Genomic DNA, 26393 nt, shown 5'->3' with positions numbered 1-26393 from the left:
TATTTTCCTATTCTTGTGATTTTTATCCTTCCCGCAGGATTTGCACCGTCGTCCGTCACATATTACACTCAGCACCACGCGGTGAGTACAAGGGGCGAGAGAAGTTGGTAAAACAATGGGTTGAGCGGTTGTTCGCAGGTCTTTCGGCAACCGGCATCGTCTTTGGCACTATTCTGTTCTGCGCTTCGCTTACTCCCTCGCTCCTGCCGCGCACCTGGCTGATGCAGGGCGTGCTGTGCGGTTTCTCCTTTGCCATCGGTTATCTGATCGGTGTCGCCCTGCATGCCGTCTGGACCTATCTGGAACTGCCCGAACCCTCGCGCCACAATGCGCGCGGCATTCGTTTTCTCATCGCGCTTGCCGCCGCCATCACGGCCATCACGTTTTTATGGCAGGCGAAGGACTGGCAGAATTCCATCCGCGTTTTGATGGAGCTCGATCCGCTGCCGAGCGCCCACCCGACGAAGACGGGCGGCCTTGCGGTGCTGGTCGCCGCCATTCTCATCGGCGCCGGTCGGCTGTTCCAGCTTATCCGCCGGTTCTTTGCGGCGCGCAGCCGCCATTTCCTGCCGCGCCGCCTTGCCAATGTTCTCGGCATCGCAGCGGCGATCATCCTCTCATGGATGCTGCTCAATGGGCTGATCTTCGATATCGGCCTCAGATTTGCCGATTCCTCGCTGAAACAGGTGGATGCGCTGATCGAACCGGATGTGCCGCGCCCGTCAGACGCGCTCAAGACAGGCAGCAGCGCCTCGCTGATGACATGGGAATCGCTTGGCCGTCGCGGGCGTGAATTCGTCGCCGAAGGCCCGGCGGCTACCGAGATATCCGCCTTCACTCATCGTCCGGCAAAAGAGCCGCTCCGGGTCTATGCGGGCCTCAACTCGGCGTCGACGCCGGAAGAAAGAGCAGCCTTGGCGCTGGAGGAGCTGAAACGGGTCGGCGGTTTCGAGCGCAAGGTGCTTCTGGTGGTCATTCCCACCGGCACCGGCTGGATCGACCCGGAAGCGCTCGATACGGTCGAATATCTGCATGATGGCGATATCGCCAGCGTCGCCGTGCAATATTCCTATCTCTCGAGCTGGATCGCGCTGCTGACGGAGCCGGATTACGGTGTCGAGACGGCGCGCGCTTTGTTCGAGGCCGTCTACGGCTACTGGACGACGTTGCCGAAGGAAACGCGACCGAAGCTCTACCTGCATGGCCTGAGCCTCGGTTCTCTCAATTCACAGAAATCCTCCGATCTCTACGATGTGCTCTCCGATCCCTTCCAGGGCGCATTGTGGAGTGGCCCGCCCTTTTCCAGCCCCACCTGGCGCATGGCCACCAATGGCCGGGTGAAAGGCACGCCGGAATGGCTGCCGCGCTTCCGCGATTCCTCGGTCATCCGCTTCGCCAACCAATATACGACAGCCCATATGCCCGACGCGAAATGGGGGCCGATGCGGATCGTCTATCTGCAATATGCCAGCGACCCCATCACCTTCTTCGAGGCCGCCTCGCTTTACCGGCGGCCGCAATGGATGGTGCATCACGGGCCTGACGTTTCCACGTCCTTCCGCTGGTTCCCGGTCGTCACCCTGCTGCAGCTCGGTCTCGATGTTGCCGCCGCGACCACGGCGCCGATGGGTTATGGCCATGTCTATGCGCCGGAACATTATATCGACGCGTGGATGGAAGTGACCCAGCCGCAGGAATGGAATGCGGACGATATCCAGCGGCTGAAGATGTTCTTCAAGGCCCGCCGCGGCTCCACCGATCCGGCGTGAGCGCGGCGGGCTTGCCTGGAGCCTCAACCCTTCAGCCGGTCCAGATTGTCGGTGATATAGGTCTCGAGTGAACGCGGCGCATGGCCTGTCAGCGTTTCGACATCGCCGGTCACCAGTGCTGTCCAGCCTTCGCGCACGGGATAAAAGATCGAAGCGAGGAACGAGGCGTAGTCCTGCGGCACGCCCGCACCGGTGAGAATGCCGATGAAAACCTCATCCGAAACGGCGGCGTAGGACACCGGCTTGCCGATCGCCTGCGATATCAGCGCGGCCGCTTCGCCGTAACCCAGGGCTTTCGGACCCGTCAGGTTGAAAGCCTTGCCGTTAACGGCGTCAGAAGTCAGGGCGGCGGCAGCGCTGTCGGCGATATCGCGCACATCGATGAAACTCGACTTGCCCTCACCGGCCGGCACGGCGATCTGGCCGTGGTCGATGCCGGCTTTCCAGTAGCTGTGGAAATTATCGGCAAACCAGTTGGGGCGCAGGATGACGTAAGGCGTGCCCGAAGCGATGATCTTCAACTCGATCTGGCGATAGGGAATGGAATCGTCGGCATCGACGCCGAGGACGCTCAAGAACACGATCTTTACCTTGCGGCGCGCCGCCTCCTCGACCACGGGCGTCAGCGCGTCGATAGCGTCCAGACGCCCACCGGAAAGAAGCAGGAACAGTCTGTCAACGCCGTCGAAGGCGTCCGCATAAGTCGAGGCGTCGGTATAATCGAAGCGCACCCCTTCCGCGCCGTCCGCCGCCTTGCCGCTGCGCGAGGCGGCCTTCACGCTTTCGCCCCTGGAAAGCAGCGCTTTCACCAGCGGCGTGCCGATGGTGCCGGTGGAACCGATTACGAGTATCTTGCCTGTCATCTCAAATCTCCGTAGTATCTAATGGAAACCATGTTTCGAAAACACAGGTACTGCGTTTGCGAAATCATGAAAAGAGAGCACTTTTGGGTTATCTGGTATCCTCGCGGAAACCGGAATGGCCCTGAAACGATGGAATAAACCCATGGAACGTATCTATGACGTCTATGAAGACCGCTGCCCCACCCGCATGGTGCTGGACAGGATTGCCGACAAATGGGCGCTGCTGATCCTTGACCGGCTGCGGGTGGAAGCGGTGCGCTTCAACCTGCTGCGGCGGGAGATAAAGGGCATTTCGCAAAAGGTCCTGTCGCAGACGCTCAAGAAGCTCGAGCGCGACGGGCTGATTTCGAGGCAGGTGTTTCCGACCGTGCCGGTGACGGTCGAATATTCGCTGACGCCGCTGGGGCGGACGCTGACCGACACGGTGGCGGCGCTTGCCCACTGGGCGGAGGGGAATATCGACGCTGTGATGGCGGCGCAGAGGGCATACGATGAACGGGCGGTGGTTTAAATCGAGGCGCGGCATACCCATGCGCCCCTCATTCCTGTGACAAGCAATGGGATGAGGAGGAAGAGAGCGTCCGCAATAACAGTCAGCGCTGCACCCACTGCACTCCCCAAAATCCCTACCGCGAAATCCGCGTCGACAGAATGATCGACGACAGCGTGCGCTCCACGCCGTCAAGCGCGCCGATGCGGTCGATCAATTGGTCTAGATCGAGGATCGAAGGTGCGGCCAGAATGGCGATGAGGTCAAAAGTGCCGCTCACCGAATGCAGCGTCGTCACCTCCTTGATGGCGGCAAGGGCCGCCGTGACGCCGGGCAAGGCCTTGGGGGCGATGGTGATCAGCACATGGGCGCGCACCAGCCCGGAAAGATAGCTTTCCGAAAGCCTGAGGCCATAACCCGCAATCACCCCGTCCGCTTCCAGTCGCTCGATACGGGCCTGTACCGTGGTGCGCGAAAGGCCGAGTTTGCGCGCCAGCTCCGCCACCGGCATGCGGGCATTTTCGGAAAGCAGGGCGAGCAGCGCCCGATCCTTGTCGGTAATTGTCATAATGACCAATCCTGTCGTCTTATTGCCTAACATTAACCTGCTATCCGCACATAGTGAAGCTGCGAATCGTCAATAAAAACTGGCATTCTGTCTTGGAAGCGTATCTGCGCTGACACATTTGCATTCACTGCGGGGAACAAAAACATGAAAAACATTGTCGTCATCGGCGCGGGCAATATCGGTTCGGCAATCGCCTGGATGCTGGCCGCATCAGGCGATTATCGCATCACCGTCGCCGATCGTTCAGCCGATCAGCTGGCCAATGTGCCGGCGCATGAACGGGTCGACACCGAGATCGTCGACATCACCGACCGTCCCGCTCTGGAAGCACTGCTGAAAGGCAAATTCGCCGTTCTATCCGCCGCCCCCTTCCACTTGACGGCGGGTATTGCCGAAGCGGCCGTTGCCGTCGGCACGCATTATCTCGATCTTACCGAAGACGTGGAATCCACCCGCAGGGTCAAGGCGCTGGCGGAAACCGCCGAAACGGCGCTCATTCCGCAATGCGGACTCGCCCCCGGCTTCATCTCCATCGTCGCTGCCGATCTCGCCGCCAAGTTCGACAAGCTGGACAGCGTGCGCATGCGCGTCGGCGCTCTGCCGCAATATCCGTCCAATGCGCTCAATTACAACCTCACCTGGAGCACGGACGGGCTGATCAACGAATATATCGAGCCCTGCGAAGCGATCGTTGAAGGCCGCCTTACAGCCGTTCCGGCTCTGGAAGAACGTGAGGAATTTTCGCTGGACGGCGTTACCTACGAGGCCTTCAACACCTCAGGTGGGCTTGGCACGCTCTGCGCCACGCTGGAAGGCAAGGTGCGGACGATGAATTACCGCACCATCCGTTATCCCGGCCATGTGGCGATCATGAAGGCGCTTCTGAACGACCTCAACCTGCGCAATCGCCGCGATGTGCTGAAGGACCTGTTCGAAAACGCCCTGCCCGGCACCATGCAGGATGTGGTCATCGTCTTCGTCACCGTCTGCGGCACCCGCAACGGCCGCTTCCTGCAGGAAACCTATGCCAACAAGGTCTATGCCGGCCCGGTTTCCGGCCGGATGATGAGCGCCATCCAGATCACCACAGCCGCCGGTATCTGCACGGTTCTCGATCTGCTCGCCGAAGGCGCGCTGCCGCAGAAGGGCTTCGTGCGACAGGAGGAAGTGGCGCTACCGAAATTCCTCGAAAACCGGTTCGGCCACTATTACGGCGCGCATGAGCCACTGGCGCGGGTTGGGTGACTTGAGGGCACAGCATTGCCGCCGGTTTCTTCTCCCCGCCGGGGAGAAGGTGGCCCGAAGGGTCGGATGAGGGGGCGACGCCAGCGATGGATCGCACCCTTGCCCCCTCATCCCGCTGCCGCGACCTTCTCCCCCTCGGGGAGAAGGCGAAACAGGCACTCGCTCGCTCCGGCGTTGCGGATCAGCGCTACGCTTACGTCCCGCAAAAAGTCCTGAACACCCGTTCATGACTCATCGGCGGCTGCATATAGACGAAGTTATCCGGCCGCTCTTCGAAAGGCGTGGCGATCGCTCTCAGCATGGCGTGGAAGGGCTCGAAATCATCCTCTTCCACCGCCGCCTCGATCAGTTCCTCGATCCGATGGTTGCGCGGGATGACGGCCGGATTGGCGGCCAGCATCGCCGCTGACCTTTCGGAATCGGAAATCCCCTCGCGACCTGCTCTTTCCCGCCAGCGCTCCAGAAATTCGTCCGCCCCCGCAATATCGACGAACATGCCGCGAAACGGCTCGGCGTCACCATTGGCCGCATGGGAAAGACGCCGGAAGGTCAGCGTATAATCCGCTTCCGATGCCTGCATCAGCGCCAGCAGCGCCTGCACCAGATCCATGTCGCCCTCTTCCTCCACCGTCAGGCCAAGCTTTCCGCGCATGCCGGCAAGCCAGCGTTGGGGAAAGGCCGCGGCGAAATCGGCGAGAACGGCATTGGCGCGTTCGGCGGCTTTTTCCACCTGCGGATCGAGCAGCGGCAACAGGCATTCCGCCAGCCTGGCAATGTTCCATTGGGCGATGCCGGGCTGATTGTTGAAGGCATAACGGCCCTGCGCATCAATGGAGGAAAAGACCTTGTTGGGGTGATATTCATCGAGGAAAGCGCAGGGGCCGAAATCAATGGTTTCGCCGGAAAGCGCCATATTGTCGGTGTTCATGACACCATGGATAAAGCCCACCATCATCCAGCGGGCGATGAGGTCGCATTGCCGTTGCGCAATGCCCTGCAGCAAGGCGAGATAGGGATTATCCGCCTGTTTCGCCTCGGGATAATGCCGATCGATGACGTAATCCGCGAGGTTTCTGACCGCTTCGTTGTCCTCGCGCGCGGCGAAAAACTGGAAGGTACCAACGCGGATATGGCTTGCCGCAACGCGGGTGAAGACGCCGCCCGGCAGGCCGACCTCACGCTGCACCCTCTCGCCGGAGAGGACAGCCGCCAGCGCCCGCGTGGCGGGAATGCCGAGCGCAAACATCGCCTCCGACACGATATATTCCCGCAGGACGGGGCCGAGCGCCGCGCGACCGTCGCCCCGGCGCGAAAACGGCGTCGGGCCGGAGCCTTTCAGCTGGATATCGCGGCGTTTTCCGTTCCTGTCGATCACTTCACCCAGCAGAATGGCGCGGCCATCGCCCAGCTGCGGCACGAAACCGCCGAACTGGTGGCCGGCATAGGCCATGGCCAGCGGCTCGGCCCCCTGCGGCACGACATTGCCGGAAAAGATCGCCGCCAGCCTTTCATCGTCAAGGCCGGCCACATCGAGAAGGAGTTCATCGGCCAGCTCGCGATTGAAGGCGATGAGACGCGGCGCCTTCACCGGCGTCGGCAACACGGCGGCGCTGAAGCGCTCCGGCAGGCGGGCATAGGAATTGTCGAATTTCATCACGGGTAAACTCCCTGCTTTGCCCCTATATGGGGCCGGAAGACGGCGGATGCGAGCGATAAATGCGACAGCTTCCGGATTGCTTCATTCAATTTTGCGCAATGAACTTTACTGCGCCATCATCGTTCCTATGCTTGATCCGCAGAATGCCGAAGGAAAGGAAAAGCAATGACCGTCGTTGAAGCCGCAGCCGAACCGGAAAGCGCCATCCGCACCATTCATACCGACTTGCCCGTCAACGCCACCTTCCATGTCTGGTTAAAAGCGAAAAAAGACGCCGAGCCGGGTGCCGTCTCCTTTTCCAATCAGAATGGAAAATTCGCTGAGGTTTCAAGCGTCAACACGGAAGAGTTCGGTTTTCGAATCTATCAGGTTTTCGGCGGCGGCCATGTAGAGATCAGTTACGATACGGTCACGACCGCCGTTTCCGTCATCTACTGGTTCACCGCGTCAGATGTGCTCGAAACCGGAATCACGGTCGTCCATACCAAGCCGGACAATGCCGCACCCGAACTTCCCGGCAGCTATCATTTCCGCCCACCCTTCGGATGGATGAACGACCCGAACGGTTTCGGTCGTTTCGAGGGGCGGCCGCATCTCTTCTATCAGCATTATTCGCATGGGCTGCGCTGGAACACCATGCATTGGGGCCACGCCGTCTCGTCGGATTATCTGCGCTGGCGGCACCTGCCTATTTTCCTTTTCCCTTCGGAAGATCTGACGACAAGACCTGACAAGCGGGGCGGCGCCTATTCCGGCTCCACCATTCCGCTGGTTGAAGGAACGGGCATCCGCGTCTTCTTCACCGAGCAGGTGCAGGACCGCATTCCCGAACAGCAGATTCAGCTCACCGCCACCTCCTCCGATCTCATCATGGCCGGGCAGGCCGAGGTCATTCTGGGCCACCGCCCGGACGGACAGGGGCTGACGCCGGATTTCCGTGACCCCTATGTTTTCCGCGGTCCCGATGGCTTATGGAAAATGGTGCTCGGCAGCCAGAGCGATGGCGGCGGCGTCATTCTGCTTTACGAGACGCAGGACCCCACCGCTGCATCGGGCTGGACCTATGTGGGCAAGCTGTGGGTGGAAACGCGATATAAAACCACGGCCATCGAATGCCCCTGCCTGCTGCCGCTCGATGGACCCGCCAATGCCCGCTCCACCCGCTGGGTGCTGGTCTATGGGCTGATGCATTCGGAGGACCCGGAGACCGGCCGCAAGAACCTCACCATGGCCGATGTCGGCTGGTTCGACGGCAAGGTCTTCACAAAGGAAACCGGGCAGGAGCTGGATTTCGGCACCGACAATTACGCCTTCCAGGCCTTTCTGGATGGCGACAGCATCATCGGCATCGGCTGGCTGGCCAACTGGGCGGATGCCAATCCGGAAATCGACTTCCCCACCTCCATGACCCTGCCGCGTCGGATTCATTATGTGAACGGCGAGCTTCTGACCCCGCCCATCGGTGCGGCGGAAAGCCTGCGCAGCCATATCCTTGACCGCACGCGGCTTGCCGCGGGCGAACGCGTCACCTTTATCAACGGGGCGGTGGAAATATTGTTCGAGCTTGCCTCGCCCGGCGCGCCCTTCGAACTGATGCTCGATCATCCGACGGTCACTCTGGGCATCGTGTCGGATGAAACAGGGCTGTGGATCCGCCATGAGGACGGCCGTGACGGCGCCTCACCACACTATATCGCCAAGGGAGCCAAGCCATCCCGCATCCGCATCTTCCTCGATTACGGCTCCATCGAAGTCTTCGCCAATCGCGGCCGATATGTGGGCACCAAACGCATCGAAGGGTTCGAACCGGTGCGTTCGGCGCTATTGAAGGCCGCCCCCGGCGCGGTGGTGCATGCCACCAGCTGGGCGCTGAAACCCTGAGGAACCTTTTGGCGGATTGGGCGGTTGATAGACCGACAGCGCCCATTCCACGGATAAGGAGAAACGGCATGACCAAAATCCGCGACACCAGCGATCCGATCCTGTTTCCGACAGAAGCCAATGAAAACAAGGCCGAGAAAAAACGCGCCGGCAAGGGCATCGTCGTCATCATCGGCGCAATCGCGATCATGGCCTTCGTCGTTTACCTGGCGGCGATCACCATCGCCGCCACCCAGTCCTGACGGCGGCGGAAGAGCCGCCTTTCGCTTTGCCGCATTTCGGACGGAAAACCGGATCCCACTTTTTCTGGAAATGCTTCAGCGCCTTTCGCCCCGCAATCCGCTGGCGGTCATGATCGCCAGCACCGATACGATAACACCCAGCCCATAGAGATAAACCATCGGCATCGTCACATCCGCCCGCTCGATCTGCCCCACCAGATCGGTGGCGGCGGCGACGGTGCCGCTGGCGCCCGCACCGGCGGCGGCGCCCAGCGTCGCGACAGTTGGCAAGAGCGCACCCGTCATCTTGCGCTCCTCCTCAGGAGCTGCCTCCATGGCGGCCTGACTGATGCCGGCCCAGGACATGCCGAAAGCCGATCCGATCAGGATTTGCCCGACGAGCATTTCTCCCCAGTTGCCGGTCGCCAGCCCGAGCCCCAGCAGCGCACAGCCCGGCACCATCTGGTAGGGACCGTAATGCAGGCAAATCTCCCGCAGACGGGCAGAACGCAGGCTGCCGATCAGCATTGCCACAAAGCTCCAGGCAAGCGGCATCGTCACCACGATGAAACCGGCAAAGGTCGGCTCATGCCGCCACAGATTGATGGCGACATAAGCGAGATAGACGCTGCCCAGCGCATGGGCATAGGACATCAGGAACAGCACCCAGAAACCGCTGCCGAGCACCGTCTTCAGCCGGAACGAATTCTTCGGGAAAAGCCCGATCGAGGGCCGGATGCCCGCCCGCAGAGAGGCCCACAGCAGCGCTGCCCCTGCCAGCAGGGAGAGCGCCCGCAGGCTCGCATCCTCGAAGGCGGAAGGGGCGGAAAAGGCCAATGCGCCGACAAGGCAGAGAACCAGCGGCACAAGCGGTCTGCGCGTCGCCGCAACCGGCCGCTCAGCGGAAACGGCAATCGCGGTATAGGCCAGAAGCAGCAGGATCAGCGGCGCCGACAGCAGGAAGGTGGCGCGCCAGGAAGTATGCTCGGTGGCAAAACCGCCGGTCAGCGGACCGATGAAGGAGGCGACCGCCCAGATCGCCGCTTCGATCGCGAAGACCTTCGGCAACAGGCCGGAGCGGAAACCGGCGGGAATGAGGCTGTAACACACGGCCACGATCAGCCCGTCGGCCAGTCCCTGCAAGGCTCTGCCAATAACGACCCACAAAAAGTCGCCGGCGATTGCCGAAAGGACCGAACCGAAGGAAAATATCAGGCAGCAGAGAAGCAGGACGGCGCGCGCGCCGAAACGTTCGCGGAACAGCACGGCGGTGACACCGCCTGCGACGGAACCGACGAAATAAAGACTATAGGCCCAGCTATAGAAAGCAGCGCCGCCGATTTCGTTGACGGCCACGGGCAAGGCGGTCACCACCGCGAACTGGTTGAAAGCGTGCAGGCCGATACCTGAGGAGATGACGGTCAGAAGCGAGAGGTTAGCCCCGCTCAGCAATTCGCCCCAGCCGTTTTTCTCCACCATTTCCATACTCGACAAAGCCGTATCCTTTCCATTTTTTCGGGCACGGCGGGCAAACTAGAACCTCAAGCACCATTGAGGTCAAGACGACTTTTTCACGTCATTTGTTTTGAAGGTATCCCGCACGGCAGGAACCCTCCGCGCGCCCGCTCGTTTGCCGAAGAACCGACAGAAAGGACACCGTCATGGACCGCAAGAAAATCCTGCCCCTTAACGAAGACGCCATGGACGAGGATTTGCTCGATCTCGACATCGACTCCCTGCCCGCCAAGGGAGAGATTCCGCAATCCATCGAACAGGAAATCGAGGAAGAAGAGGCGGAGACCGAGGACGACCCCTATCAGGAAAGCGACGAGGCCCTGCCCGACGATGCCGAGGAACGGGTGATCAACCGCAACCCTTCGCGGGAAGGCGGAGCTTTCGACGAGGTTTAGGGAAGATTCAGGGCGCGACGGGACGAAAGGCGCGTGAGCATATGGCGTAGATGATCCTGCCCGCCGAAAAAGACTGCAAGAATACGCACGATCTTTTCGCCCTCATCGACATCGAAATAAAAGACAGCCTGATTTTTCGTTACCCGGCGAAGGCCGGGTAATATTTCGGGCAACAATGTCCCCTGAAAAGGCGCTTTGTGAAGCGCTTCCATGTCCGCTTCAATCGACCCCACGCGTCGCGCGGCGCGCGTGAAAGCCGCTGGCAAGGCATCGCCGAGGTCGAGATAGGACTGGATAAGATGATCGAGAATGAGGTCGAGGTCCTGATCCGTCTGCGTCGAACGCAGGACCTTAAAGGCCATGGCTGGCCTTCCGGGCTGCTATCATCGCTGCCGTTCTTTGCTTGCCGTCCTCCACGGAGACGAAGTCACCCTGCCCTCGCTCAACCAGCAAATCACGAAGCGCGGCAAGTTCGGCGTCCCGCAGCTCCGTTTCCTGCCGAAGCAGTTCCAGCCCACGCTGCACGACGGCACTGAGGCTGGCATAACGCCCTTCCTCCACCAGCCTGCGGGCGAAGCTATCCTGTTGATCGGAGATGGAAACTGACGCCTTGACGGACACTGTGGCACTCCCGGTTCAAAAGAGCTACTACTCAGTAGCATATTTCGCCCATTGTTCCAATGGGTGTTCTCAGGCGGGGTCGATCATGCTGATGACACGACCGGCGATTTCGTCGATCGTCGCATCGTCAAGGGTTTCGATATATTTCGCTTTCTTCTGGGCGGCACGGGCAACAATGTCCATGCTTCTCACCTGGTTGCATAGTGCGACACCGGTTGTCTTATGGCCCGATATGTTCACGGCAAGCCCCGCCCTGCGCGTGAATACTCCGCCCGTGGTCACGGGAACGACAAGGCACAGTCCAACCGCGTTGATTTCTCTGGGCGTGATGACGATACAACGATGTTCGTCCCTGATTTCGCTGCCGATCACAGGATTGAGGTCGACCAGATAAACGTCGCCACGTTTTGGAACCTGACTGCGGACCATCAAAGAGCTTCTTTGCCGACTGGCGGCGCTTCGTCCCATTCCCGCGCGCCGGCATTGAGGGCGGCGACTTCATCCGCACCCTCCAGCAGTTCGGCAAGCGTGAAGCGCTTCTTTTCCTGCCGAACCGGGCTTGCGACCAGCGCGCCGTTATCGACCTCCAGCGTCAATTGCTCACCGATTTCCAGCCCCAGCATCTTCAAAAGAGCGGGCGGGATGGTCATCACCGCCGCACCGCCCTGACGTCTTATTCTCGTCGTTACGGTCATCAGTCTGCGCTCCATTTTGTGCAATATATGTAGCACATTTTCAAGCCTGCGCAAACGGAGGTCGTGCCTCAACCCGCCCGTTCCGGCGAATAACCGGCTTCGCGGATCGCCGCTTCCGCGGTTGCGGCATCGCCCATAACCGTCAGTCTGTGGGCATCGAGGTCGATGCTGACGGATGCGCCGGGAAGCACTTCCGTCAGAGCGCCGCGCAGCGTCTTTTCGCAATGGCCGCAGGTCATGTCCGGAATGAGGAAGGTGGTTGCACTCATGGTTTTCTCCTTCTGGCCGGTAGCGATATTGTCGCGCCGGTTGTCATTAAAGTTCAGTGAGTTCTGGCTGGCTTGCCGTCTGTCTTGTCGGCACCCGCGAGATCATCGAGGATGGGGCAATCGGGCCGGTGGTCGCCGCCGCAGCAATGGGCGAGATGAGAGAGCGTTTTCACCATGCTCTTCATCTCGGCGATCTTCTGCTCGAGATCGGCGATGTGGACGAGCGCAATCTCCTTCACCGCCGAACTCTCACGGCTTTTGTCCTGCCAGAGTTTCAGCAGCGTCTCGGTTTCTTCCAGCGAGAAACCGAGCGTGCGCGCCCTCTTGATGAAGCGCAGATTGTGCACGTCCTGCTCGCCATAGACCCGGTAATTATTGCCGGTGCGGGCGGCCGGCGTGATGAGGCCGATCTGCTCGTAATAACGGATCATCTTGGCGGAAACGCCCGATGCTTCCGATGCCTGCCCGATATTCATGACGTCACCTCCCGATGGACCACCTTCGCCCGTTTCAATCTCAGCGCATTGGCGAGAACGAAGACGCTGGAGAGCGCCATCGCACCCGCGCCGATCATCGGCGACAGGGTGATGCCGAAGGCCGGATAGAGCACGCCCGCCGCAACCGGTATCAGCGCCACGTTATAACCAAAGGCCCAGAACAGGTTTTCCTTGATGTTGCGCATGGTCGCCCGGCTCATTTCGATGGCGTTGACTGCGCCCAGAAGATCGCCGCCAACCAGCACCACATCGGCGCTTTCGATGGCGACATCCGTGCCCGTGCCGACGGCAATGCCGATATCGGCTTCGGCGAGCGCCGGCGCATCGTTAATGCCGTCCCCCACGAAGGCCAGCACCTTGCCGCCTGCCCGCATCTCATGGATCGCCTTCACCTTGCCCTCGGGCAGTACTTCCGCCACCACACGGGAAATGCCGACCTGCCGGGCTATGGCGTTTGCCGTGCGTTCATTGTCGCCCGTCACCATCGCCACTTCTATGCCCATCGCCTGCAATGCTTTGATCGCAGCGATACTCGAGGGTTTCAGCGGATCGGCAACCGCAATCGCAGCCGCCAGCCTGTTGTCAATGGCGGCATAAAGCGGCGTCTTGCCTTCATCTCCCAGCCTTGCGGCGACCTCAGCGAAAATATCGACGGAATGGCCGAGTTTGGCCATGTAACGATCCGCACCGACTTCCAGCCTGCGGCCATTGACGGTGGCGGCGATGCCGTAACCCGTCACGCTCTCGAAGTTTTCGACGGTTGTGGGTTCGAGTCCTGCCGGGGTCGTCACATTCTTTTCTTCCGCAGCCCGGACGATGGCTTCGGCAATCGGATGTTCCGAGCGGCCCTCGACGGCGGCGACCAGCGCCAGCACCTCGTTGTCGGCAAACCCTTCCGCAACCACCAGATCGGTCAGTTCCGGGCGGCCCTTAGTGACAGTGCCGGTCTTGTCGACCACGACGATTTCAGCCGAACGTAGCTCCTGCAACGCCTGCCCCTTGCGAAACAGCACGCCCAGCTCCGCCGCCCGACCGGTGCCGACCATGATGGATGTCGGCGTGGCGAGACCCATGGCGCAGGGGCAGGCGATGATGAGCACCGCGACCGCATTGACCAGCGCGAATGTATAGGCGGGTTCGGGGCCGAAGATCGCCCAGACGATGAAGGTCAGAACAGCGATTGCTATGACAACGGGCACGAAAAGCGCGGTGACGCGGTCCACCAACAGCTGGATCGGCAGCTTGGATCCTTGCGCCTCCTCCACCATGCGGATGATCTGCGACAGCATGGTATCCGCGCCCACCTTGGTCGCCTTGAACTTGAAGGCGCCTGTCTTGTTGATAGTGCCGCCGACGACCGTTGCGCCGATCTTCTTTTCCACCGGCACGGGTTCGCCCGATATCATGGACTCATCGACATAGGACGAACCTTCGACGACTTCGCCATCCACCGCCAGCCTCTCGCCGGGACGGATGACGACGATATCGCCCATCACCAGATCGTCAGGGGAAATATCGATGGTGGCGCCGTCGCGCTCTACGCGGGCAGTCTTCGCCTGCAGGCTCATCAGCTTGCGGATGGCGTCTCCCGTGCGGCCGCTGGCGCGGGCTTCGAGAAGCCGTCCGGTCAGGATCAGCGTCACGATGACGGTTGCCGCTTCATAATAGACGAACTGCGCCTCCGCCGGCAGCAGATCGGGCGCGAAAGTCGCCACGACGGAATAGGCGTAAGCCGCCGTGACGCCCAGCGCCACAAGCGAATTCATTTCCGGCGCACCGCGCAGCAGGGCCGGAAAACCGGTCTTGAGAAAGCGCCGGCCCGGCCCGAAAATCACCGCCGTCGCCAACACGAAATAGATGTAATAGAGGTTCTGCGTCTCGATGATGCCCATCAGCCAGTGATGCAGCGGCTCATAGAGATGGCCGCCCATTTCCAGCACGAAAAGCGGCGCGGTCAGGATCGCGGCAATCGTCAGGTCGCGTTTCAGCGCGCCCTCTTCGCCCGCATGCTGCATATGGTCGTGGCCGCCAGTCTCGCCCGCCGCCATCTGGCCGTGGCCCTGATGATGTCCGTGGTGCTGGCCGTGACCTTGATGGGCGGAATTGTCGCGCGGTCCCGGCGTCTTCAGCGCAAAACCGGCGAGCTTTGCCGTTTCCACCAGCGTATCCCGTTCACGTCGGCCGCCAATCGTTTCCACGGAGGCCTTGCCGGAGGCCGCATCGACCTTGACGACGATTGTGGTGGCGACCGCTTCCAGAACGGCCTTCAGCCGCCCGGCCTCAGCCTCGCCCCGCAAGCCTTCCACCGCGAATTCGTGACGCTCCGGCGCGATGTCGTAACCGACCTTCTTGATGGCGGCATCAAGCGTTCTGGCCGAAAAACCTTCGGCCGGCTCGACGGTGAGCTTCTTCGTGGCGAAGTTCACGGAACTCGACATGACACCCGGCACCTTGGCCGCGGCCGTTTCCACCCGACGCACGCAGGAAGCGCAGGTCATGCCCTCCACAGGAATGGAAACCGGTTCATGTCGATGGGCGTGTTTGACTGTCTCGTTCATGGGAAATCCCCTTTCGAGACCCTATGTAGAGATTCCCATGATGGGAAGGTCAAGGGAAGCGGAAACTTTTTGTCGAACACACAATCGTGAGTGCGGCCGGGCTTGTTGTCGTCGCCCGCGCGGCAAAGGAGAATACGAAGGGGGCAGCAATACACTCGTTGAATTTGATGCTCATTTGAGCTACATACAGCATTATCCAAAGGAGGTCGATCATGACCGCAAATGCTTATGTGAGAGCGCGCATCGATCAGGCGCTCAAGGATGACGCGACTGCCGTGCTCGACAGTCTGGGGCTGACTGTTTCCGATGTCATGCGAATGATGCTGACGCGCATTGCCCGAGAAAAAGCACTGCCGATAGAACTGACGCAACCGAACGCTGAAACGCTCGCCGCGATTGAAGAAGCGCGCGCCATCGCGGCTGCCAGGCGCAATCGTTTCGGCACGGCGGAAGCCCTGTTTGACGCCCTTGATGGTAACAAACGGTGACGGATAAAAAAGGTCACGGAAAAGACGCGGCATCGAAACGAACGGTGTTGCCGCGTAGTTCGGATTTCACCAGGCAATTTATCAAGGACTGGCAACGGCTGAACAATTCCGGGCGCTATGACATGGTGAAACTGAAGGAGATCATGCTCCTTCTCATCGCCGGCGAAGCGCCATTACCGGCGCAGTTTCGTGACCATGAACTGAACGGAGAATGGCACGATCATCGCGAATGCCATGTCGGCGGGGACTTTCTGTTGATCTATAAACTTGATGAGAAGCAGAACCTTCTCATCTTCACCCGCGCAGGAACGCACGCCGAGCTTTTCAGGTAAACGCGCAATCCGAAAGATATTGAGGTCGATCTCGCTATCGGTGCACGGCCAGCCGGGGAATATCGCGCAGGAAGGCATCGCGCACGGCGGGGCCGAGTGGCTCGTTTGACGGTTTGTCGGAAACGCGCAGTCTCGCAAAGACGATGTGCTGGCCTTCGCGCTCCGCCCAGCCGACGAACCAGCCGAAGGGACGGTTGCGGTCGGGATTGCCCTTTTCGTCGCGCATGTAGCCGGTTCCGGTCTTGCCGTGCACGGCCCAGCTTTCCGGCCCATCGAAGACCGGCACGATTGCCCTGGTCTTCGCCTGCGCATCGCGCGAAACCGGCAGATTGCCGGCCAGAAGGCGGCGCAGGAAGCCGACCTGTTCCACCGGCGAGACCGTCAGCGACGATCCGAGCCAGGAATGGGTCAGGCCGTTATTCTTGCCCGGCTCACCGGAAACATCGGCATTGCCGTAACCGAGACGCTTCACATAGGCGGCGAATTTTTCCGGACCGAGGCGGCGGGTGATCTCACGTGAATACCACAGGACCGAATCCTGTTCCCATATGGAGGGATCGACCGTCTTGCGGTCGGAGGCGCGCGCCTCCGTGCCGGGTTTCCAGTCCCAGGCGGGCGTCTTTTCATCCTGAAGGATGCCGGCGTCGTAACCGATCAGCGCCAGCGGCACCTTGAAGGTGGAGGCCGGCGCCACGCGCTGGTCGCAGGCGCCCTGCTGGTTGATGATGGCACCGGTCTCGATGGACGTGACCAGCGTGCATTCGAAGGCCTGTGGCTGTTGCTGGGCGTCAGCGGAAAACGGCAGGAGCCCCGGAAGGGCAAGGCATGAAAGAACGATGGCGGGCAGCCGGTAGCGCATGCGTTTTGATGTCCCTCGTCCGCTTCTGCGGATCATTTGCCGGAATGGCTGGAAGCTGTCTTTGTTTTCAGACAAGTCGTACCCCGAAACCGTGACACGCTTTCGGATGACATGCCTTTAGGAGACGGATGGGGCAGGAATAGGACCAAACAAAAATTGACGTTTTCCGTCAGGTCCGTTCCTTTTCGCCCGCCCTCTCGCCGACCGTCTCACCCACTGTCAGGGGCCAGTCGACCACATAATCCTCGAAGTCGTCAACATCCACATCGGCCTCGCTGACGGTGCGGCCGCGGGCGGAAATGCCGGCCTGATGCACCGTTTGCGTATCGCCGGAGACGAGATAATGCCACCAGTAGAGATCCTTGCCGTCGCGCACCAGCGCATAGGCACAGGTTGGCGGCAACCAGCCGATCTCATGCACCTTCTTCAGGTCAAGCTGAATACAGTCCGGCACCGTGGCGCGGCGGTTTTCGTAATCGGAGCATCGACAGCTCTCGCCGTCGAGCAGCACGCAGCGGACCGAGGTGAACACGACTTCGCCGGTGTCCCAGTCTTCCAGCTTGTTCAGACAGCACAGGCCGCAGCCGTCGCACAGGCTTTCCCATTCCTCGCCGGTCATCTCCGTGAGTGATTTGGTTTTCCAGAACGGCGCGTCATTCATCGTTAACATTTCCGTTTCATTTTGATCTCTTGGACGGGAGTGTTTAACCGGTCCCTAATCCTTTATATCGTATCGCCAAGGGCTGGTTTGTACGATATTTTAGCATATTGGCAGGCGGCTGGGGGTCATTGGCCCGCGAAAGGCCGCCGCGTCAAGCACTTCCGACACAACCATGCCACGGTTTTGCGTCGGGAATGGGTTGAAGCGCAGAATATCGATGATCGCGTTGCGTTGAACAGGAAAACATCGCCAGGTGCAGGAAGAAAAAAACGAAAAAAAAGGCCGTAAAAAACGGCACATCCTGCTCCGGATCGATAGCTTCATCGACTCCGGCCTGTGGACGGCTGCGGCAAGGCTGGTGGATTTCTGGGAAGACGTCACCATCGCCTCGCGCAAGCTGCATGTGCGGGGCTGGAAGAAGCTTCTCGTCAACCTGACCTGCGACGCACTGACGTTCGGAACGGCGGGGTCCGTCGTGCTTCTGGCGCTCGCCATGCCGGCCTTCGAGGAAACCAAGAAGGACTGGCGGTATCGCGGCGACTTCGCCGTCACCTTCCTCGACCGTTACGGCAACACCATCGGCCACCGCGGCATCATCCACGAGGATTCCGTTCCGATCGACCAGATGCCGGATCATTTCATCAAGGCGGTTCTGGCGACCGAGGACCGGCGTTTCTTCGACCATTTCGGCATCGATTTCATCGGCCTTGCCCGCGCCATGAGCGAAAACGCCCGCGCCGGCGGCGTGGTGCAGGGCGGCTCGACGCTGACGCAGCAGCTTGCCAAGAACCTGTTTCTCACCAATGAGCGCTCGCTGGAGCGCAAGATCAAGGAAGCCTTCCTCGCGCTGTGGCTCGAGACCAACATGTCGAAGAAGGAAATCCTCAGCCTTTATCTCGACCGCGCCTATATGGGCGGCGGCACCTTTGGTGCTGCGGCAGCGGCGCAGTTTTATTTCGGCAAGAATCTCACCGACGTGACGCTCGCCGAATCCGCTATTCTGGCCGGCCTGTTCAAGGCCCCGGCCAAATATGCGCCGCATGTCAACCTGCCCGCCGCGCGTGCCCGCGCCAACACCGTGCTGTCCAACCTGGTGCAGAGCGGGTTGATGACCGAGGGGCAGGTGATCGGCGCGCGGCGCAACCCGGCCACCGTCATCGACCGCGCCGATGTGAAGGCGCCTGATTATTTCCTCGACTGGGCCTTTGACGAGGTGCAGCGGCTGGCCGCCGAAGGCAAGTTCAGGGACCACACCGTGGTCGTGCGCACCACAATCGATACCGGCCTGCAGCAGGCGGCCGAGCAGGCGATGGAAATGGGCCTGCGCGAATTCGGCGAAGGTTACCGCGTCAAGCAGGGCGCGATGGTGATGATCGAGAACGGCGGCGGCGTGCGCGCCATGGTCGGCGGGCGCGACTATGGCGAAAGCCAGTTCAACCGCGCCACGGCGGCGCTGCGCCAGCCGGGCTCCTCCTTCAAGGTCTACACCTACTCGGCCGCCATGGAAAAGGGCATGAAGCCGGAGACGCTGATCTCCGACGCGCCGGTGACCTGGCGCGGCTGGTCGCCGCAGAATTACGGCCGCTCCTATGCCGGCAAGGTGACGCTGCAGATGGCGCTCGCCAAATCCTACAACACCGTGCCCGTGCGTCTTGCCAAGGACGTGCTCGGCACGCAGGTCATCGTCGATACCGCCAAAGCCATGGGTGTCGCCACGCCGCTGCGCAGCGACAAGACGATTCCGCTCGGGACATCGGAAGTCACGGTGCTCGATCAGGCCACCGCCTATGCCGTTTTCCCTGCCGACGGCATGCAGTCGCGCCGCCACGGCATCGAGCAGGTGCTGGATTACGAGGGCAATGTCCTCTACGATTTCAGCCACAACGAAGCGCCCGCCAAACGGGTGCTTTCCGAAGACGCCAATTCGAAGATGAACCAGATGCTGGTGACCATTCCGGTCATGGGCACGGCCCGGCGCGGCGCGCTGGATAACGGCATCGTTTCCGGCGGCAAGACCGGCACCTCGCAGGCCTATCGCGATGCCTGGTATGTGGGTTTCACCGGCAATTACACCACGGCCGTCTGGTTCGGGAACGACGATTTCACGCCGATGAACAATATGACGGGAGGCGCGCTTCCGGCCATGACTTTCAAGCGGCTGATGGACTATGCCCATCAGGGCATGGAGCTGCGCCCCATTCCCGGCATCCAGAACCCGTTGCCGACAGGTGCGCGCCCGCAACCTTCGGCGCAAGTGGCGGCCGCAGCCGCCAGCACCCCCGCTTTGCCCGCCCTCACCCGCCCACGCTCGCTCTCGGCCGAGGCAACGCGTGTGATTCGTTCCATCGCCAGGAAGATGAAGGACGCTTCGGCCCTGAGTGTGACGACGCAGAAGGTGGCGGATGCGTCTTTGCGCGAGGGCAAGGAGGATGCGGCACGGCGGTGAGGTTCACCCCCCTCTGCCCTGCCGGGCATCTCCCCCTCAAGGGGGGAGATCGGCAGGAGGCGCTACCGCCACTTCATTCGTAAACGTTGAGATGGTCGAGTCCTATCCGCGCGTCGATCTCCCCCCTTGAGGGGGAGATGCCCGGCAGGGCAGAGGGGGGTAAAGCCATGCACTCCATCGCCACCGCTTCTCCAAACCGAAACTTATCGCAACAACACTCCCCTCGCCGTCTCCACCACATGCGACGTCAACACCCCCAGCCGCTCCGCCGCGAGCCGGTTGACCTGCCAGTAAAGCGGAATATCGAGCGGCGTGCCGGGAACGACCTCCACCAGCCTGCCCGTCTTGAGGTGATCCCCCACAAGCTGCACCGGATTGAGCCCCCAGCCCATGCCGGAAAGGCTCGCCTTCACGAAACCGTCCGTCGAAGGCAGCCAGTGGGTGGGATAAGCGATATCCTCGCCCAGCACCTTCCTGACCCAACTCGCCTGCAGCCTGTCCTTCTGGTTGAAGGTGAGCCCGGGCGCCCGGGCAAGGGCGGCGGGCGTGACACCTCCGGCGAAATGGCGGGCCATGAAATCCGGGCTGGCGGTGGCATGATAGCGCAACACGCCGAGCGGCGTTACCCGGCAACCCTGCACAGGCTTGGCATGGGCCGTGACAGCGGCGAGCACCCTGCCGCCGCGCAGCCATTCCACCGTGTGGTCCTGATCGTCCACCGCGATATTGACGAGATAATCGCTGCCGCCGGTGAATTTCGAAACCGCATCCAGAAACCATGTGCCGAGGCTGTCAGCGTTTGTGGCGATGTTGAGCGTCACGCGCTCCTGCGCTGCGCCGGCTTCCGCCAGCACCGGAAGCTGTCGGAACAATTCGCTTTCCAGCATGCCGACATGATCGATGTGACGGCAGAGCCATTCGCCCTTTTCCGTCGCCACGCAGGGGTTGCCGCGCACGATCAGCACCACACCCAGCCGCTCCTCCAGTTGCTTGATGCGCTGGGAGACGGCCGATGGCGTGACGCACAGCACCTGCGCCGCCTTTTCGAAGCTGCCGGTCTGGGCCACGAGCGACACGGCCCGCATGGAGGGATAGTCGAGCATTACGGCACCTCATGCGGGGTTTGGAGGTGGCGTGATGGCCTTGGAAGCCATAGGCGACGGCCTCTCCTTCCCTCATTCTTGTTCCGGGGAACAGGAATGACGGTGGAGAGATGGCAACGTGGCGGAAAATCGAGACGTTGAAAAGAGAAGTGCGCCATTAGCTCAGCTTATCTGGATTGAGTTTATTTAACTGGATTAAACCATCTGGCGGAAATATCCAAGCACTCGGTCGGGAGCAACGCCCCCGGCCATTCCACAATGGACAGAGGCAGGGGCCGCGACGCGCATGGACATCCAGATTTTCTTCACCGGCCTGACGATGGGCCTCAGCCTCATCGTCGCCATCGGCGCGCAGAATGCGTTTGTGCTGAAACAAGGGCTGGCGCGTTCGCATGTGTTTGCCGTCTGCACCACCTGCGCCCTTGCCGATGCGCTGTTGATTACGGTGGGCGTGTTCGGCTTTCAGCGGATCAGCGCCATCATGCCGGCGCTCGATCCCATCATGCGTTATGCGGGGGCCGCTTTCCTCGTCTGGTATGGCGCCAAAAGCCTGCATTCGGCGCTGCGCTCTTCCGCGGCGCTTTCGGTGTCGGAGCGGCAGGAGGCGAGCCTCTGGCAGACTTTGGCCATTTGTCTCGCGCTGACCTTTCTCAATCCGCATGTCTATCTTGATACCGTCGTGCTGCTCGGCACCATTTCAACGCAGTTTCCCGGCTTCGAAAAAACCTTCGCGGCGGGCGCGGCCACCGGTTCGCTGGCGTTCTTCTTTTCACTTGGTTACGGCGCGCGCTGGCTGCGGCCAATCTTTGAAAAACCCTCTGCCTGGCGCATTCTTGAAGGCGTCATCGCCGTCACCATGTGGGCCATCGCCTTCAAGCTTGTCATGGGGGCCTAAAGCGGCGGCGTGTCGCCTGCTCCGATATCCCAATAGAGCCCGGCCATAAGGGTAAGCGCCTCGCGTACGATCTCCTTCGGCAAATGTTCGTTCGGCGCATGCTGCGAGCAGCCGGGATAGGAATGTGGCACCCAGATGGTGCGCAGTTTGAGGATATCGGCGAAGATATCGTTGGGCAGCGAACCGCCGAGATTGGGCAGAAGCGCCGGTTTTCTGCCCGTGGTACGGGCAATGGAGCGCAGCGTGAAATCCACCCATGGATCCTGCGGATCGAGCCGGGTCGCGCGGAAAATCTCGTCGCCGGCAGGCGCGATTTCCACCATGGCAAAACCCTGCCGGTCGAGATGACGCCGCACGGCGGCCAGAACCGCCTCCGGATCGATACCGACAACGAAGCGCAATTGCAGCCGCGCCCACGCCCGAGGCGGAATGGCGTTGACCGGCGCACGCGGATTGCCGGTCTCGAAAGCCAGCACTTCCAGCGCGCACCAGCCGAACACCCGCTCGGCGGTGGAAAGGCCGGGCTCGCCCCAGTCCGGATCGATCTTCGGGCCGTCCGGCCCGCCATCGATTTCACAATCGGCAAGAGCCTCACGCACCGCTTTCGGCAATTCCTCCGGCACCAGTTCCGGCACGCGGATCTGGCCGGTCGGGCCGACGAGACTTGCGACGGCATGGGCCAGCTGCACGCCGGGATTGGAGAGCGCCCCGCCCCAATTGCCGGAATGATGGCCGCCCTCACGCGCCTCGATCACCAGATCGAAGGTGATGCCGCCGCGCGCGCCGAGAAAAACCGTCGGCCGTTCCGCATTCAGGCGCGGGCCGTCGGAGGCGATCAGAAGATCGGCTTTCAGCCGCTCGCCATGGTTCCGGCAAATCTCCCTCAGGCCGGGGGATCCCCTCTCCTCGCCCATCTCGATCAGATATTTGGCGTTGAAACCAAGCCTGCCGCGTGTCTCGAGCACGGCCTTCAACGCCGCCATATTGACGGAATGCTGCCCCTTGTTGTCGGCCGTGCCGCGCCCATACCACCTGCCATCGCGTTCAGACATCACAAAGGGCGAAAGGCCCTCGGCCCAGCCCTCGTCCTGACCGCGCACCACATCCCCGTGGCCGTATCCCAGCACGGTCGGTAGCGTGTCGCCCTCGAAACGCTCGGCGATCAGAAACGGCAAATCCGCCGCCGGGTCGCGCAGGATGGTGCAGGAAAAACCCATGGCGGCGAATGCGGGCAGCATTTCCTGTTCCAGATAAAGCGTCAGTTCCTCGCCCTGCTCCTCATTCTGGCTTTCGGTCCGTCGCAAAACGCGTCGCGACAAATCCCGCTCGAAGCCGCCATCGTCAAAACAGGCGGCGGCACGGTCGATTGCGGATTGTCGCGACATGATGGAATATCCCCGGTTGTGATCATTTTCACGAAGACTAAACAAGCCGCGCCATTTTCCAAACAGGGAATCAGTGATAGTCCTCGACCTGTTCAAAAACGGGAAAACAGCGTGTTCCGAGTTCCATTCCTTGTCGGCATCGCCCTTCTGATCGCCTTTGGCGGCGGTATTGCCGCAACGCTGGCAGCCCTTGAGGCGACATCCGGCTTTGGATCGATCCGCGTCGGCTCCTGGGACGCCTTTCCCGTGGCGCAGACGATCGAGGCCGATCCTTACGCCAAATCGCACCGCGCCGACGCCGGCAAGCTGCTTTACGGAACCGCGGAAGGGCTGGCCTTCACCGCCTCCGTCGACAGCGATGGGCAACGCTTGAGCGGCGAGTGCCGCTACCGGCTGGCGGGCGCCGTGCCGCCCGCACGGTTCTGGACGATTTACACCGCCGATCAGCAGGGCAATGTGCTGGCGGAAGATGCGGGGCGGCCCTTCGCGCTGAATTCCCGCACGCTTTTGCGCAGCGCCGATGGCGGCGTCGACATCACCATCGCCGCTGACGCCCAGACCTATAACTGGCTGTCGGTGCCGCAGGGCCAGACCTTCAGGCTGGTCATGACCCTGCTCGACACGCCCGTCGCGGGCAGTTCCGGCCTGATCGACATCTCCATGCCGCAAATCCGCAAGCTGGGGTGTGGCAATGCTTAGGGTTCTGCTCGCCATCCTCACCGGTCTCGTCGGCGCAGCCGTGCTGCATGTCATCATTCTTCTGGCGATACCGCATTTCAGCAATCGCGACGCCTATACGCGCGCGGTGGCGGAAGGAAAACCGCATCAGTTTCATCTGCTCGAAGAGACGGCGGAGAAAAAGACGCTTGGCAGCGGCGATCCCTTCATGCGGGTCGCGGTCTGCACCTTCGATATCGAGGACAAGCCGGTCAGGCTGACTGCCATCGGGGCCGTGCCCTTCTGGTCGGTCGCGGTTTACGACAAGGCCTCGAATGAGGTTTTCAGCATGAATGACCGCACGTCCGCCGGCGGGGTGATGGATATTCTGGTGGCGGATGCGGTGCAGATCGCCGCCATCCGCAAGGCGCAACCACCCGCGCTTTCGCAGGCCATTCTGGCGGAATCGGATCAGACGAAAGGATATGTGGTGTTGCGGACCATGGTCCCGCAGCCGAGTTTCGGGGAAGAGGCGGAACGGTTCCTGAACGAGGCGAAATGCCAGCCGACGGCGTGGAAATAACGTCGGTTGTCGTGCGCCGTCAGGATTTGAGGGCAGTTTCCGCTGCGGATTTGCCCTTGCGCGCGACTTTTCCGGTCGGCTCGGTATCGCGTTTTTCATAGCGCACGCCGGTAAACAGCACGACTTTCGCCGGGCCGATCACGGTTGCCACCGCGCCGGCGGGGCGCAGGTTTCGTCGGGCGTCGCCGATTGGAATAATCTCTGCCATGCTCATCTCCTCTTCGGGACATGATTGTCAATGTTGCCCATGGGAACCGCGCAAGCCTCGTCTTGCGTCGGGAATTTCATCACCATCACATTGCGCATAGGCCAGTCCACAGACTGGTTTTCGCACGATCCAAAAATCCAAGGCGATTCTTATAAGCGGACCGTGCGCAGATTCAGGCTTCACATGCCATTTTCTCATTTATTCCGTCGATAAGAATAACATGGAATCCTAATACTGCCCATGAAATTACAAACAGACAGAGGTTAATGATCCGTTAACCTTAATTGCCGGACCCCAACTTATTCCGGCCGGAGCTGCCCGCCTTGAAAACAAAGGCGATGCGGTAAAGTTCCACGGTCCTGCGTCCGTCATCAAGGTTTTAAAATTTCCTTGTTGAAAGATGCGGATTCTCTCTTGCCACCCCCCATAGTTAACAGGGCGTCAACGCATTTGCTCTAATTTGAGCCGATATTGTGTTTGCGTTTGTTGGGTAGTGCGTTGACCGACCGGTTTCGAGAACTTGAGAGGCCAAGAGCCGTGAGGAAGAAAGATGTGGTGCTGATGGCCACCGTGACGAATTTCGAGAATGTTTCGCATCCGTCAAAAACGGACCTTCGGCAGTTCGCCGAACTTTTCATGCCGCTTTTCAACGCCTCCACCGATGAAGCCAAGCGGGAGGCGATCGCCGCGCTCTCGCAGCATCCGAGCGTGCCTTCGGCTGTCGCCTTCTTCATCGCCTGCCAGCCGATTTCGCTTGCAGCGCCATTCCTCATTTCCTCCAAATGCCTCGATGACGACACGCTGATCACCATTGCCCGCACGCAAGGGGCGGCGCATGCGCGCGCCATCGTGCGCCGCGAGGACCTTTCCCCCACCGTCATCGACGCACTTGTCGGGCTGCGTCACGCCGAAGATCTGAAGCGGCCGGATGAACAGACGACGGCTGCCGAACCGCAGGCGGCGGAAAGCCCTGAAGAGCCGAAAGCGGAAGAAAAGACGGACAACATCGCCGCCGCCTCCGCGCTCGAAGAGGAAATGCGCCAGCGGATCAAGCAGATGGCGCATCACCTCAACCGCCCGGAAAGCGACGTTCTCGGCCTTCGCCGGCTGAGCGAGGTGCAGGAAGCGCTGCTGGTGCGTTTCGCCCGCGAGCGCAACGCCCGGCAATTCGCGGTGACGCTGGCGGATTCTCTCTCCTCCAGCTACTGGCTGTCGGAGCGCATCATGCTCGATATATCAGGCGCGCAGCTGGCAACGACGCTGACCGGCCTTGGCATGGAATTCTCCGAGGCGGCTTTCGTGCTGCAATGTTTCTATCCGCATCTTTCCGCCGCCGCAGGCGATATGAACCGTGCCGAAGCCCTGCTCGACCGTCTCGACATCGTGGAATGCGAAGAGCGGCTGGAAAGCTGGCGGCGGGCCGACAGCTATACGCATGGCCGCGAACGACCGGGCCACAACACACCGTCTGCGCAAAGAACCGGGACGCAAGGATAATCAGGTCTGGCCTTGCGCCTTCACGGATTGAAGAG

29 protein-coding genes are annotated in these 26393 nt (G+C 61.0%); 13 read left to right on the top strand and 16 right to left on the bottom strand.

Annotation, left to right across the window (positions count from 1 at the left end; all coding sequences use genetic code 11):
• Positions 1–128: 128 nt before the first annotated feature.
• Positions 129–1769 carry an alpha/beta-hydrolase family protein gene (locus tag ACQZ48_RS06485; RefSeq protein WP_191217129.1) on the top strand — a complete coding sequence of 547 codons (1641 nt, stop codon included), beginning with the start codon at positions 129–131 and terminating at the stop codon, positions 1767–1769.
• Positions 1770–1792: 23 nt separating this feature from the next.
• Here the strand turns inward: ACQZ48_RS06485 and ACQZ48_RS06480 are convergent, their stop codons facing one another.
• Complete coding sequence (locus ACQZ48_RS06480; RefSeq protein WP_142912437.1) at positions 1793–2632, bottom strand: SDR family oxidoreductase; 840 nt, start codon at positions 2630–2632, stop codon at positions 1793–1795.
• A 142-nt stretch (positions 2633–2774) separates the two neighbouring features.
• On the opposite strand from ACQZ48_RS06480, the gene ACQZ48_RS06475 reads away from it, so the two are divergent.
• On the top strand, positions 2775–3143 hold the full coding sequence (locus tag ACQZ48_RS06475; protein ID WP_003509204.1) for a winged helix-turn-helix transcriptional regulator: 369 nt from the start codon (positions 2775–2777) through the stop codon (positions 3141–3143).
• A gap of 115 nt (positions 3144–3258) precedes the next feature.
• Here the strand turns inward: ACQZ48_RS06475 and ACQZ48_RS06470 are convergent, their stop codons facing one another.
• A complete protein-coding gene (locus ACQZ48_RS06470; protein WP_077982674.1) occupies positions 3259–3690 on the bottom strand; it encodes an Lrp/AsnC family transcriptional regulator in 432 nt (143 codons plus the stop codon).
• Positions 3691–3834: 144 nt separating this feature from the next.
• Between ACQZ48_RS06470 and ACQZ48_RS06465 the strand changes: the two genes are divergently transcribed.
• A complete protein-coding gene (locus ACQZ48_RS06465; RefSeq protein WP_173988442.1) occupies positions 3835–4935 on the top strand; it encodes a saccharopine dehydrogenase family protein in 1101 nt (366 codons plus the stop codon).
• Positions 4936–5128: 193 nt separating this feature from the next.
• On the opposite strand, the gene ACQZ48_RS06460 is transcribed toward ACQZ48_RS06465, so the two are convergent.
• A complete protein-coding gene (locus tag ACQZ48_RS06460) occupies positions 5129–6589 on the bottom strand; it encodes a protein adenylyltransferase SelO (RefSeq protein ID WP_191217130.1) in 1461 nt (486 codons plus the stop codon).
• Positions 6590–6757: 168 nt separating this feature from the next.
• On the opposite strand from ACQZ48_RS06460, the gene ACQZ48_RS06455 reads away from it, so the two are divergent.
• Complete coding sequence (locus ACQZ48_RS06455) at positions 6758–8473, top strand: GH32 C-terminal domain-containing protein (protein ID WP_448728682.1); 1716 nt, start codon at positions 6758–6760, stop codon at positions 8471–8473.
• Between the two features lie 68 nt (positions 8474–8541).
• The gene (locus ACQZ48_RS06450; protein WP_077982677.1) at positions 8542–8715 is read left to right on the top strand and encodes a hypothetical protein; all 174 of its coding nucleotides are present in this window, start codon (positions 8542–8544) and stop codon (positions 8713–8715) included.
• A gap of 75 nt (positions 8716–8790) precedes the next feature.
• On the opposite strand, the gene ACQZ48_RS06445 is transcribed toward ACQZ48_RS06450, so the two are convergent.
• On the bottom strand, positions 8791–10179 hold the full coding sequence (locus ACQZ48_RS06445; RefSeq protein WP_448728713.1) for an MFS transporter: 1389 nt from the start codon (positions 10177–10179) through the stop codon (positions 8791–8793).
• A gap of 176 nt (positions 10180–10355) precedes the next feature.
• Between ACQZ48_RS06445 and ACQZ48_RS06440 the strand changes: the two genes are divergently transcribed.
• Positions 10356–10604, top strand: coding sequence for a hypothetical protein (locus ACQZ48_RS06440; protein WP_077982678.1), 249 nt, complete (start codon positions 10356–10358; stop codon positions 10602–10604).
• Here the strand turns inward: ACQZ48_RS06440 and ACQZ48_RS06435 are convergent.
• The 7 genes from ACQZ48_RS06435 to ACQZ48_RS06405 all read right to left on the bottom strand — a co-directional run bounded on the left by ACQZ48_RS06435 (position 10601) and on the right by ACQZ48_RS06405 (position 15244).
• Positions 10601–10966, bottom strand: a complete 366-nt coding sequence (locus tag ACQZ48_RS06435) for a KluB (protein WP_077982679.1) — start codon at positions 10964–10966, stop codon at positions 10601–10603. The genes ACQZ48_RS06440 and ACQZ48_RS06435 overlap by 4 nt on opposite strands.
• A complete protein-coding gene (locus ACQZ48_RS06430) occupies positions 10956–11225 on the bottom strand; it encodes a ribbon-helix-helix domain-containing protein (RefSeq protein ID WP_077982680.1) in 270 nt (89 codons plus the stop codon). The genes ACQZ48_RS06435 and ACQZ48_RS06430 overlap by 11 nt, the downstream gene beginning before the upstream one ends.
• Positions 11226–11294: 69 nt before the next feature.
• Positions 11295–11654 (bottom strand): type II toxin-antitoxin system toxin MazF, encoded by a 360-nt coding sequence (mazF, locus tag ACQZ48_RS06425; RefSeq protein ID WP_077982681.1) that lies wholly within the window; start codon positions 11652–11654, stop codon positions 11295–11297.
• Positions 11654–11920 carry a type II toxin-antitoxin system antitoxin MazE gene (mazE, locus tag ACQZ48_RS06420; RefSeq protein WP_127758200.1) on the bottom strand — a complete coding sequence of 89 codons (267 nt, stop codon included), beginning with the start codon at positions 11918–11920 and terminating at the stop codon, positions 11654–11656. Before mazE ends, mazF begins: the two co-directional genes overlap by 1 nt.
• A 68-nt stretch (positions 11921–11988) precedes the next feature.
• Positions 11989–12189 (bottom strand): heavy-metal-associated domain-containing protein, encoded by a 201-nt coding sequence (locus ACQZ48_RS06415; protein WP_077982682.1) that lies wholly within the window; start codon positions 12187–12189, stop codon positions 11989–11991.
• Between the two features lie 53 nt (positions 12190–12242).
• Positions 12243–12665 (bottom strand): Cu(I)-responsive transcriptional regulator, encoded by a 423-nt coding sequence (gene cueR, locus ACQZ48_RS06410; RefSeq protein ID WP_006311241.1) that lies wholly within the window; start codon positions 12663–12665, stop codon positions 12243–12245.
• Positions 12662–15244 carry a heavy metal translocating P-type ATPase gene (locus ACQZ48_RS06405; protein ID WP_448728681.1) on the bottom strand — a complete coding sequence of 861 codons (2583 nt, stop codon included), beginning with the start codon at positions 15242–15244 and terminating at the stop codon, positions 12662–12664. Before ACQZ48_RS06405 ends, cueR begins: the two co-directional genes overlap by 4 nt.
• A gap of 212 nt (positions 15245–15456) precedes the next feature.
• On the opposite strand from ACQZ48_RS06405, the gene ACQZ48_RS06400 reads away from it, so the two are divergent.
• Both ACQZ48_RS06400 and ACQZ48_RS06395 read left to right on the top strand, forming a co-directional pair.
• Complete coding sequence (locus ACQZ48_RS06400; RefSeq protein WP_077982683.1) at positions 15457–15732, top strand: type II toxin-antitoxin system RelB/DinJ family antitoxin; 276 nt, start codon at positions 15457–15459, stop codon at positions 15730–15732.
• On the top strand, positions 15729–16064 hold the full coding sequence (locus ACQZ48_RS06395; RefSeq protein WP_217004406.1) for a type II toxin-antitoxin system YafQ family toxin: 336 nt from the start codon (positions 15729–15731) through the stop codon (positions 16062–16064). The genes ACQZ48_RS06400 and ACQZ48_RS06395 overlap by 4 nt, the downstream gene beginning before the upstream one ends.
• A 34-nt stretch (positions 16065–16098) precedes the next feature.
• Here ACQZ48_RS06395 and blaOXA read toward each other — a convergent pair whose 3' ends face one another.
• Positions 16099–16923 carry a class D beta-lactamase gene (blaOXA, locus tag ACQZ48_RS06390; RefSeq protein WP_077982685.1) on the bottom strand — a complete coding sequence of 275 codons (825 nt, stop codon included), beginning with the start codon at positions 16921–16923 and terminating at the stop codon, positions 16099–16101.
• A 169-nt stretch (positions 16924–17092) separates the two neighbouring features.
• Positions 17093–17584, bottom strand: coding sequence for a YcgN family cysteine cluster protein (locus ACQZ48_RS06385; RefSeq protein WP_077982686.1), 492 nt, complete (start codon positions 17582–17584; stop codon positions 17093–17095).
• A gap of 253 nt (positions 17585–17837) precedes the next feature.
• Here ACQZ48_RS06385 and ACQZ48_RS06380 point away from each other — a divergent pair, with 253 nt between their 5' ends.
• The gene (locus ACQZ48_RS06380; RefSeq protein WP_136903022.1) at positions 17838–20030 is read left to right on the top strand and encodes a transglycosylase domain-containing protein; all 2193 of its coding nucleotides are present in this window, start codon (positions 17838–17840) and stop codon (positions 20028–20030) included.
• A gap of 203 nt (positions 20031–20233) precedes the next feature.
• Here ACQZ48_RS06380 and ACQZ48_RS06375 read toward each other — a convergent pair whose 3' ends face one another.
• Positions 20234–21133 (bottom strand): LysR family transcriptional regulator ArgP, encoded by a 900-nt coding sequence (locus ACQZ48_RS06375; RefSeq protein ID WP_191216932.1) that lies wholly within the window; start codon positions 21131–21133, stop codon positions 20234–20236.
• 286 nt (positions 21134–21419) lie between these two features.
• Between ACQZ48_RS06375 and ACQZ48_RS06370 the strand changes: the two genes are divergently transcribed.
• A complete protein-coding gene (locus ACQZ48_RS06370) occupies positions 21420–22028 on the top strand; it encodes a LysE/ArgO family amino acid transporter (protein ID WP_191216933.1) in 609 nt (202 codons plus the stop codon).
• Here ACQZ48_RS06370 and ACQZ48_RS06365 read toward each other — a convergent pair.
• A complete protein-coding gene (locus ACQZ48_RS06365) occupies positions 22025–23413 on the bottom strand; it encodes a M20 family metallopeptidase (RefSeq protein WP_191216934.1) in 1389 nt (462 codons plus the stop codon). The two genes, ACQZ48_RS06370 and ACQZ48_RS06365, sit on opposite strands and share 4 nt — an antisense overlap.
• Positions 23414–23524: 111 nt before the next feature.
• Between ACQZ48_RS06365 and ACQZ48_RS06360 the strand changes: the two genes are divergently transcribed.
• Positions 23525–24112, top strand: a complete 588-nt coding sequence (locus tag ACQZ48_RS06360) for a DUF1214 domain-containing protein (protein ID WP_077982691.1) — start codon at positions 23525–23527, stop codon at positions 24110–24112.
• Positions 24105–24653, top strand: a complete 549-nt coding sequence (locus ACQZ48_RS06355; protein ID WP_077982692.1) for a DUF1254 domain-containing protein — start codon at positions 24105–24107, stop codon at positions 24651–24653. The genes ACQZ48_RS06360 and ACQZ48_RS06355 overlap by 8 nt, the downstream gene beginning before the upstream one ends.
• Before the next feature lie 19 nt (positions 24654–24672).
• Here ACQZ48_RS06355 and ACQZ48_RS06350 read toward each other — a convergent pair whose 3' ends face one another.
• Positions 24673–24861 (bottom strand): hypothetical protein, encoded by a 189-nt coding sequence (locus ACQZ48_RS06350; RefSeq protein ID WP_162854287.1) that lies wholly within the window; start codon positions 24859–24861, stop codon positions 24673–24675.
• A 561-nt stretch (positions 24862–25422) separates the two neighbouring features.
• Here ACQZ48_RS06350 and ACQZ48_RS06345 point away from each other — a divergent pair.
• Entirely contained in the window at positions 25423–26358 is a 936-nt protein-coding gene (locus ACQZ48_RS06345) for a DUF2336 domain-containing protein (protein ID WP_448728712.1), read from the top strand.
• Positions 26359–26393 lie beyond the last annotated feature (35 nt).

The sequence above is a fragment of the Agrobacterium sp. 22-209-1 genome (assembly GCF_053522485.1).
This window is presented reverse-complemented; position numbering and strand designations above follow the sequence as displayed.

Coding starts and splice junctions, on each gene's coding strand:
- ACQZ48_RS06480 (WP_142912437.1), bottom strand. CDS start 2,632: ATGACAGGCAAGATACTCGTAATCGGTTCCACCGGCACCATCGGCACG.
- ACQZ48_RS06475 (WP_003509204.1), top strand. CDS start 2,775: ATGGAACGTATCTATGACGTCTATGAAGACCGCTGCCCCACCCGCATG.
- ACQZ48_RS06470 (WP_077982674.1), bottom strand. CDS start 3,690: ATGACAATTACCGACAAGGATCGGGCGCTGCTCGCCCTGCTTTCCGAA.
- ACQZ48_RS06465 (WP_173988442.1), top strand. CDS start 3,835: ATGAAAAACATTGTCGTCATCGGCGCGGGCAATATCGGTTCGGCAATC.
- ACQZ48_RS06460 (WP_191217130.1), bottom strand. CDS start 6,589: ATGAAATTCGACAATTCCTATGCCCGCCTGCCGGAGCGCTTCAGCGCC.
- ACQZ48_RS06455 (WP_448728682.1), top strand. CDS start 6,758: ATGACCGTCGTTGAAGCCGCAGCCGAACCGGAAAGCGCCATCCGCACC.
- ACQZ48_RS06450 (WP_077982677.1), top strand. CDS start 8,542: ATGACCAAAATCCGCGACACCAGCGATCCGATCCTGTTTCCGACAGAA.
- ACQZ48_RS06445 (WP_448728713.1), bottom strand. CDS start 10,179: ATGGAAATGGTGGAGAAAAACGGCTGGGGCGAATTGCTGAGCGGGGCT.
- ACQZ48_RS06440 (WP_077982678.1), top strand. CDS start 10,356: ATGGACCGCAAGAAAATCCTGCCCCTTAACGAAGACGCCATGGACGAG.
- ACQZ48_RS06435 (WP_077982679.1), bottom strand. CDS start 10,966: ATGGCCTTTAAGGTCCTGCGTTCGACGCAGACGGATCAGGACCTCGAC.
- mazF (WP_077982681.1), bottom strand. CDS start 11,654: ATGGTCCGCAGTCAGGTTCCAAAACGTGGCGACGTTTATCTGGTCGAC.
- mazE (WP_127758200.1), bottom strand. CDS start 11,920: ATGACCGTAACGACGAGAATAAGACGTCAGGGCGGTGCGGCGGTGATG.
- ACQZ48_RS06415 (WP_077982682.1), bottom strand. CDS start 12,189: ATGAGTGCAACCACCTTCCTCATTCCGGACATGACCTGCGGCCATTGC.
- cueR (WP_006311241.1), bottom strand. CDS start 12,665: ATGAATATCGGGCAGGCATCGGAAGCATCGGGCGTTTCCGCCAAGATG.
- ACQZ48_RS06405 (WP_448728681.1), bottom strand. CDS start 15,244: ATGAACGAGACAGTCAAACACGCCCATCGACATGAACCGGTTTCCATT.
- ACQZ48_RS06400 (WP_077982683.1), top strand. CDS start 15,457: ATGACCGCAAATGCTTATGTGAGAGCGCGCATCGATCAGGCGCTCAAG.
- blaOXA (WP_077982685.1), bottom strand. CDS start 16,923: ATGCGCTACCGGCTGCCCGCCATCGTTCTTTCATGCCTTGCCCTTCCG.
- ACQZ48_RS06385 (WP_077982686.1), bottom strand. CDS start 17,584: ATGAATGACGCGCCGTTCTGGAAAACCAAATCACTCACGGAGATGACC.
- ACQZ48_RS06375 (WP_191216932.1), bottom strand. CDS start 21,133: ATGCTCGACTATCCCTCCATGCGGGCCGTGTCGCTCGTGGCCCAGACC.
- ACQZ48_RS06370 (WP_191216933.1), top strand. CDS start 21,420: ATGGACATCCAGATTTTCTTCACCGGCCTGACGATGGGCCTCAGCCTC.
- ACQZ48_RS06365 (WP_191216934.1), bottom strand. CDS start 23,413: ATGTCGCGACAATCCGCAATCGACCGTGCCGCCGCCTGTTTTGACGAT.
- ACQZ48_RS06355 (WP_077982692.1), top strand. CDS start 24,105: ATGCTTAGGGTTCTGCTCGCCATCCTCACCGGTCTCGTCGGCGCAGCC.
- ACQZ48_RS06350 (WP_162854287.1), bottom strand. CDS start 24,861: ATGGCAGAGATTATTCCAATCGGCGACGCCCGACGAAACCTGCGCCCC.
- ACQZ48_RS06345 (WP_448728712.1), top strand. CDS start 25,423: ATGGCCACCGTGACGAATTTCGAGAATGTTTCGCATCCGTCAAAAACG.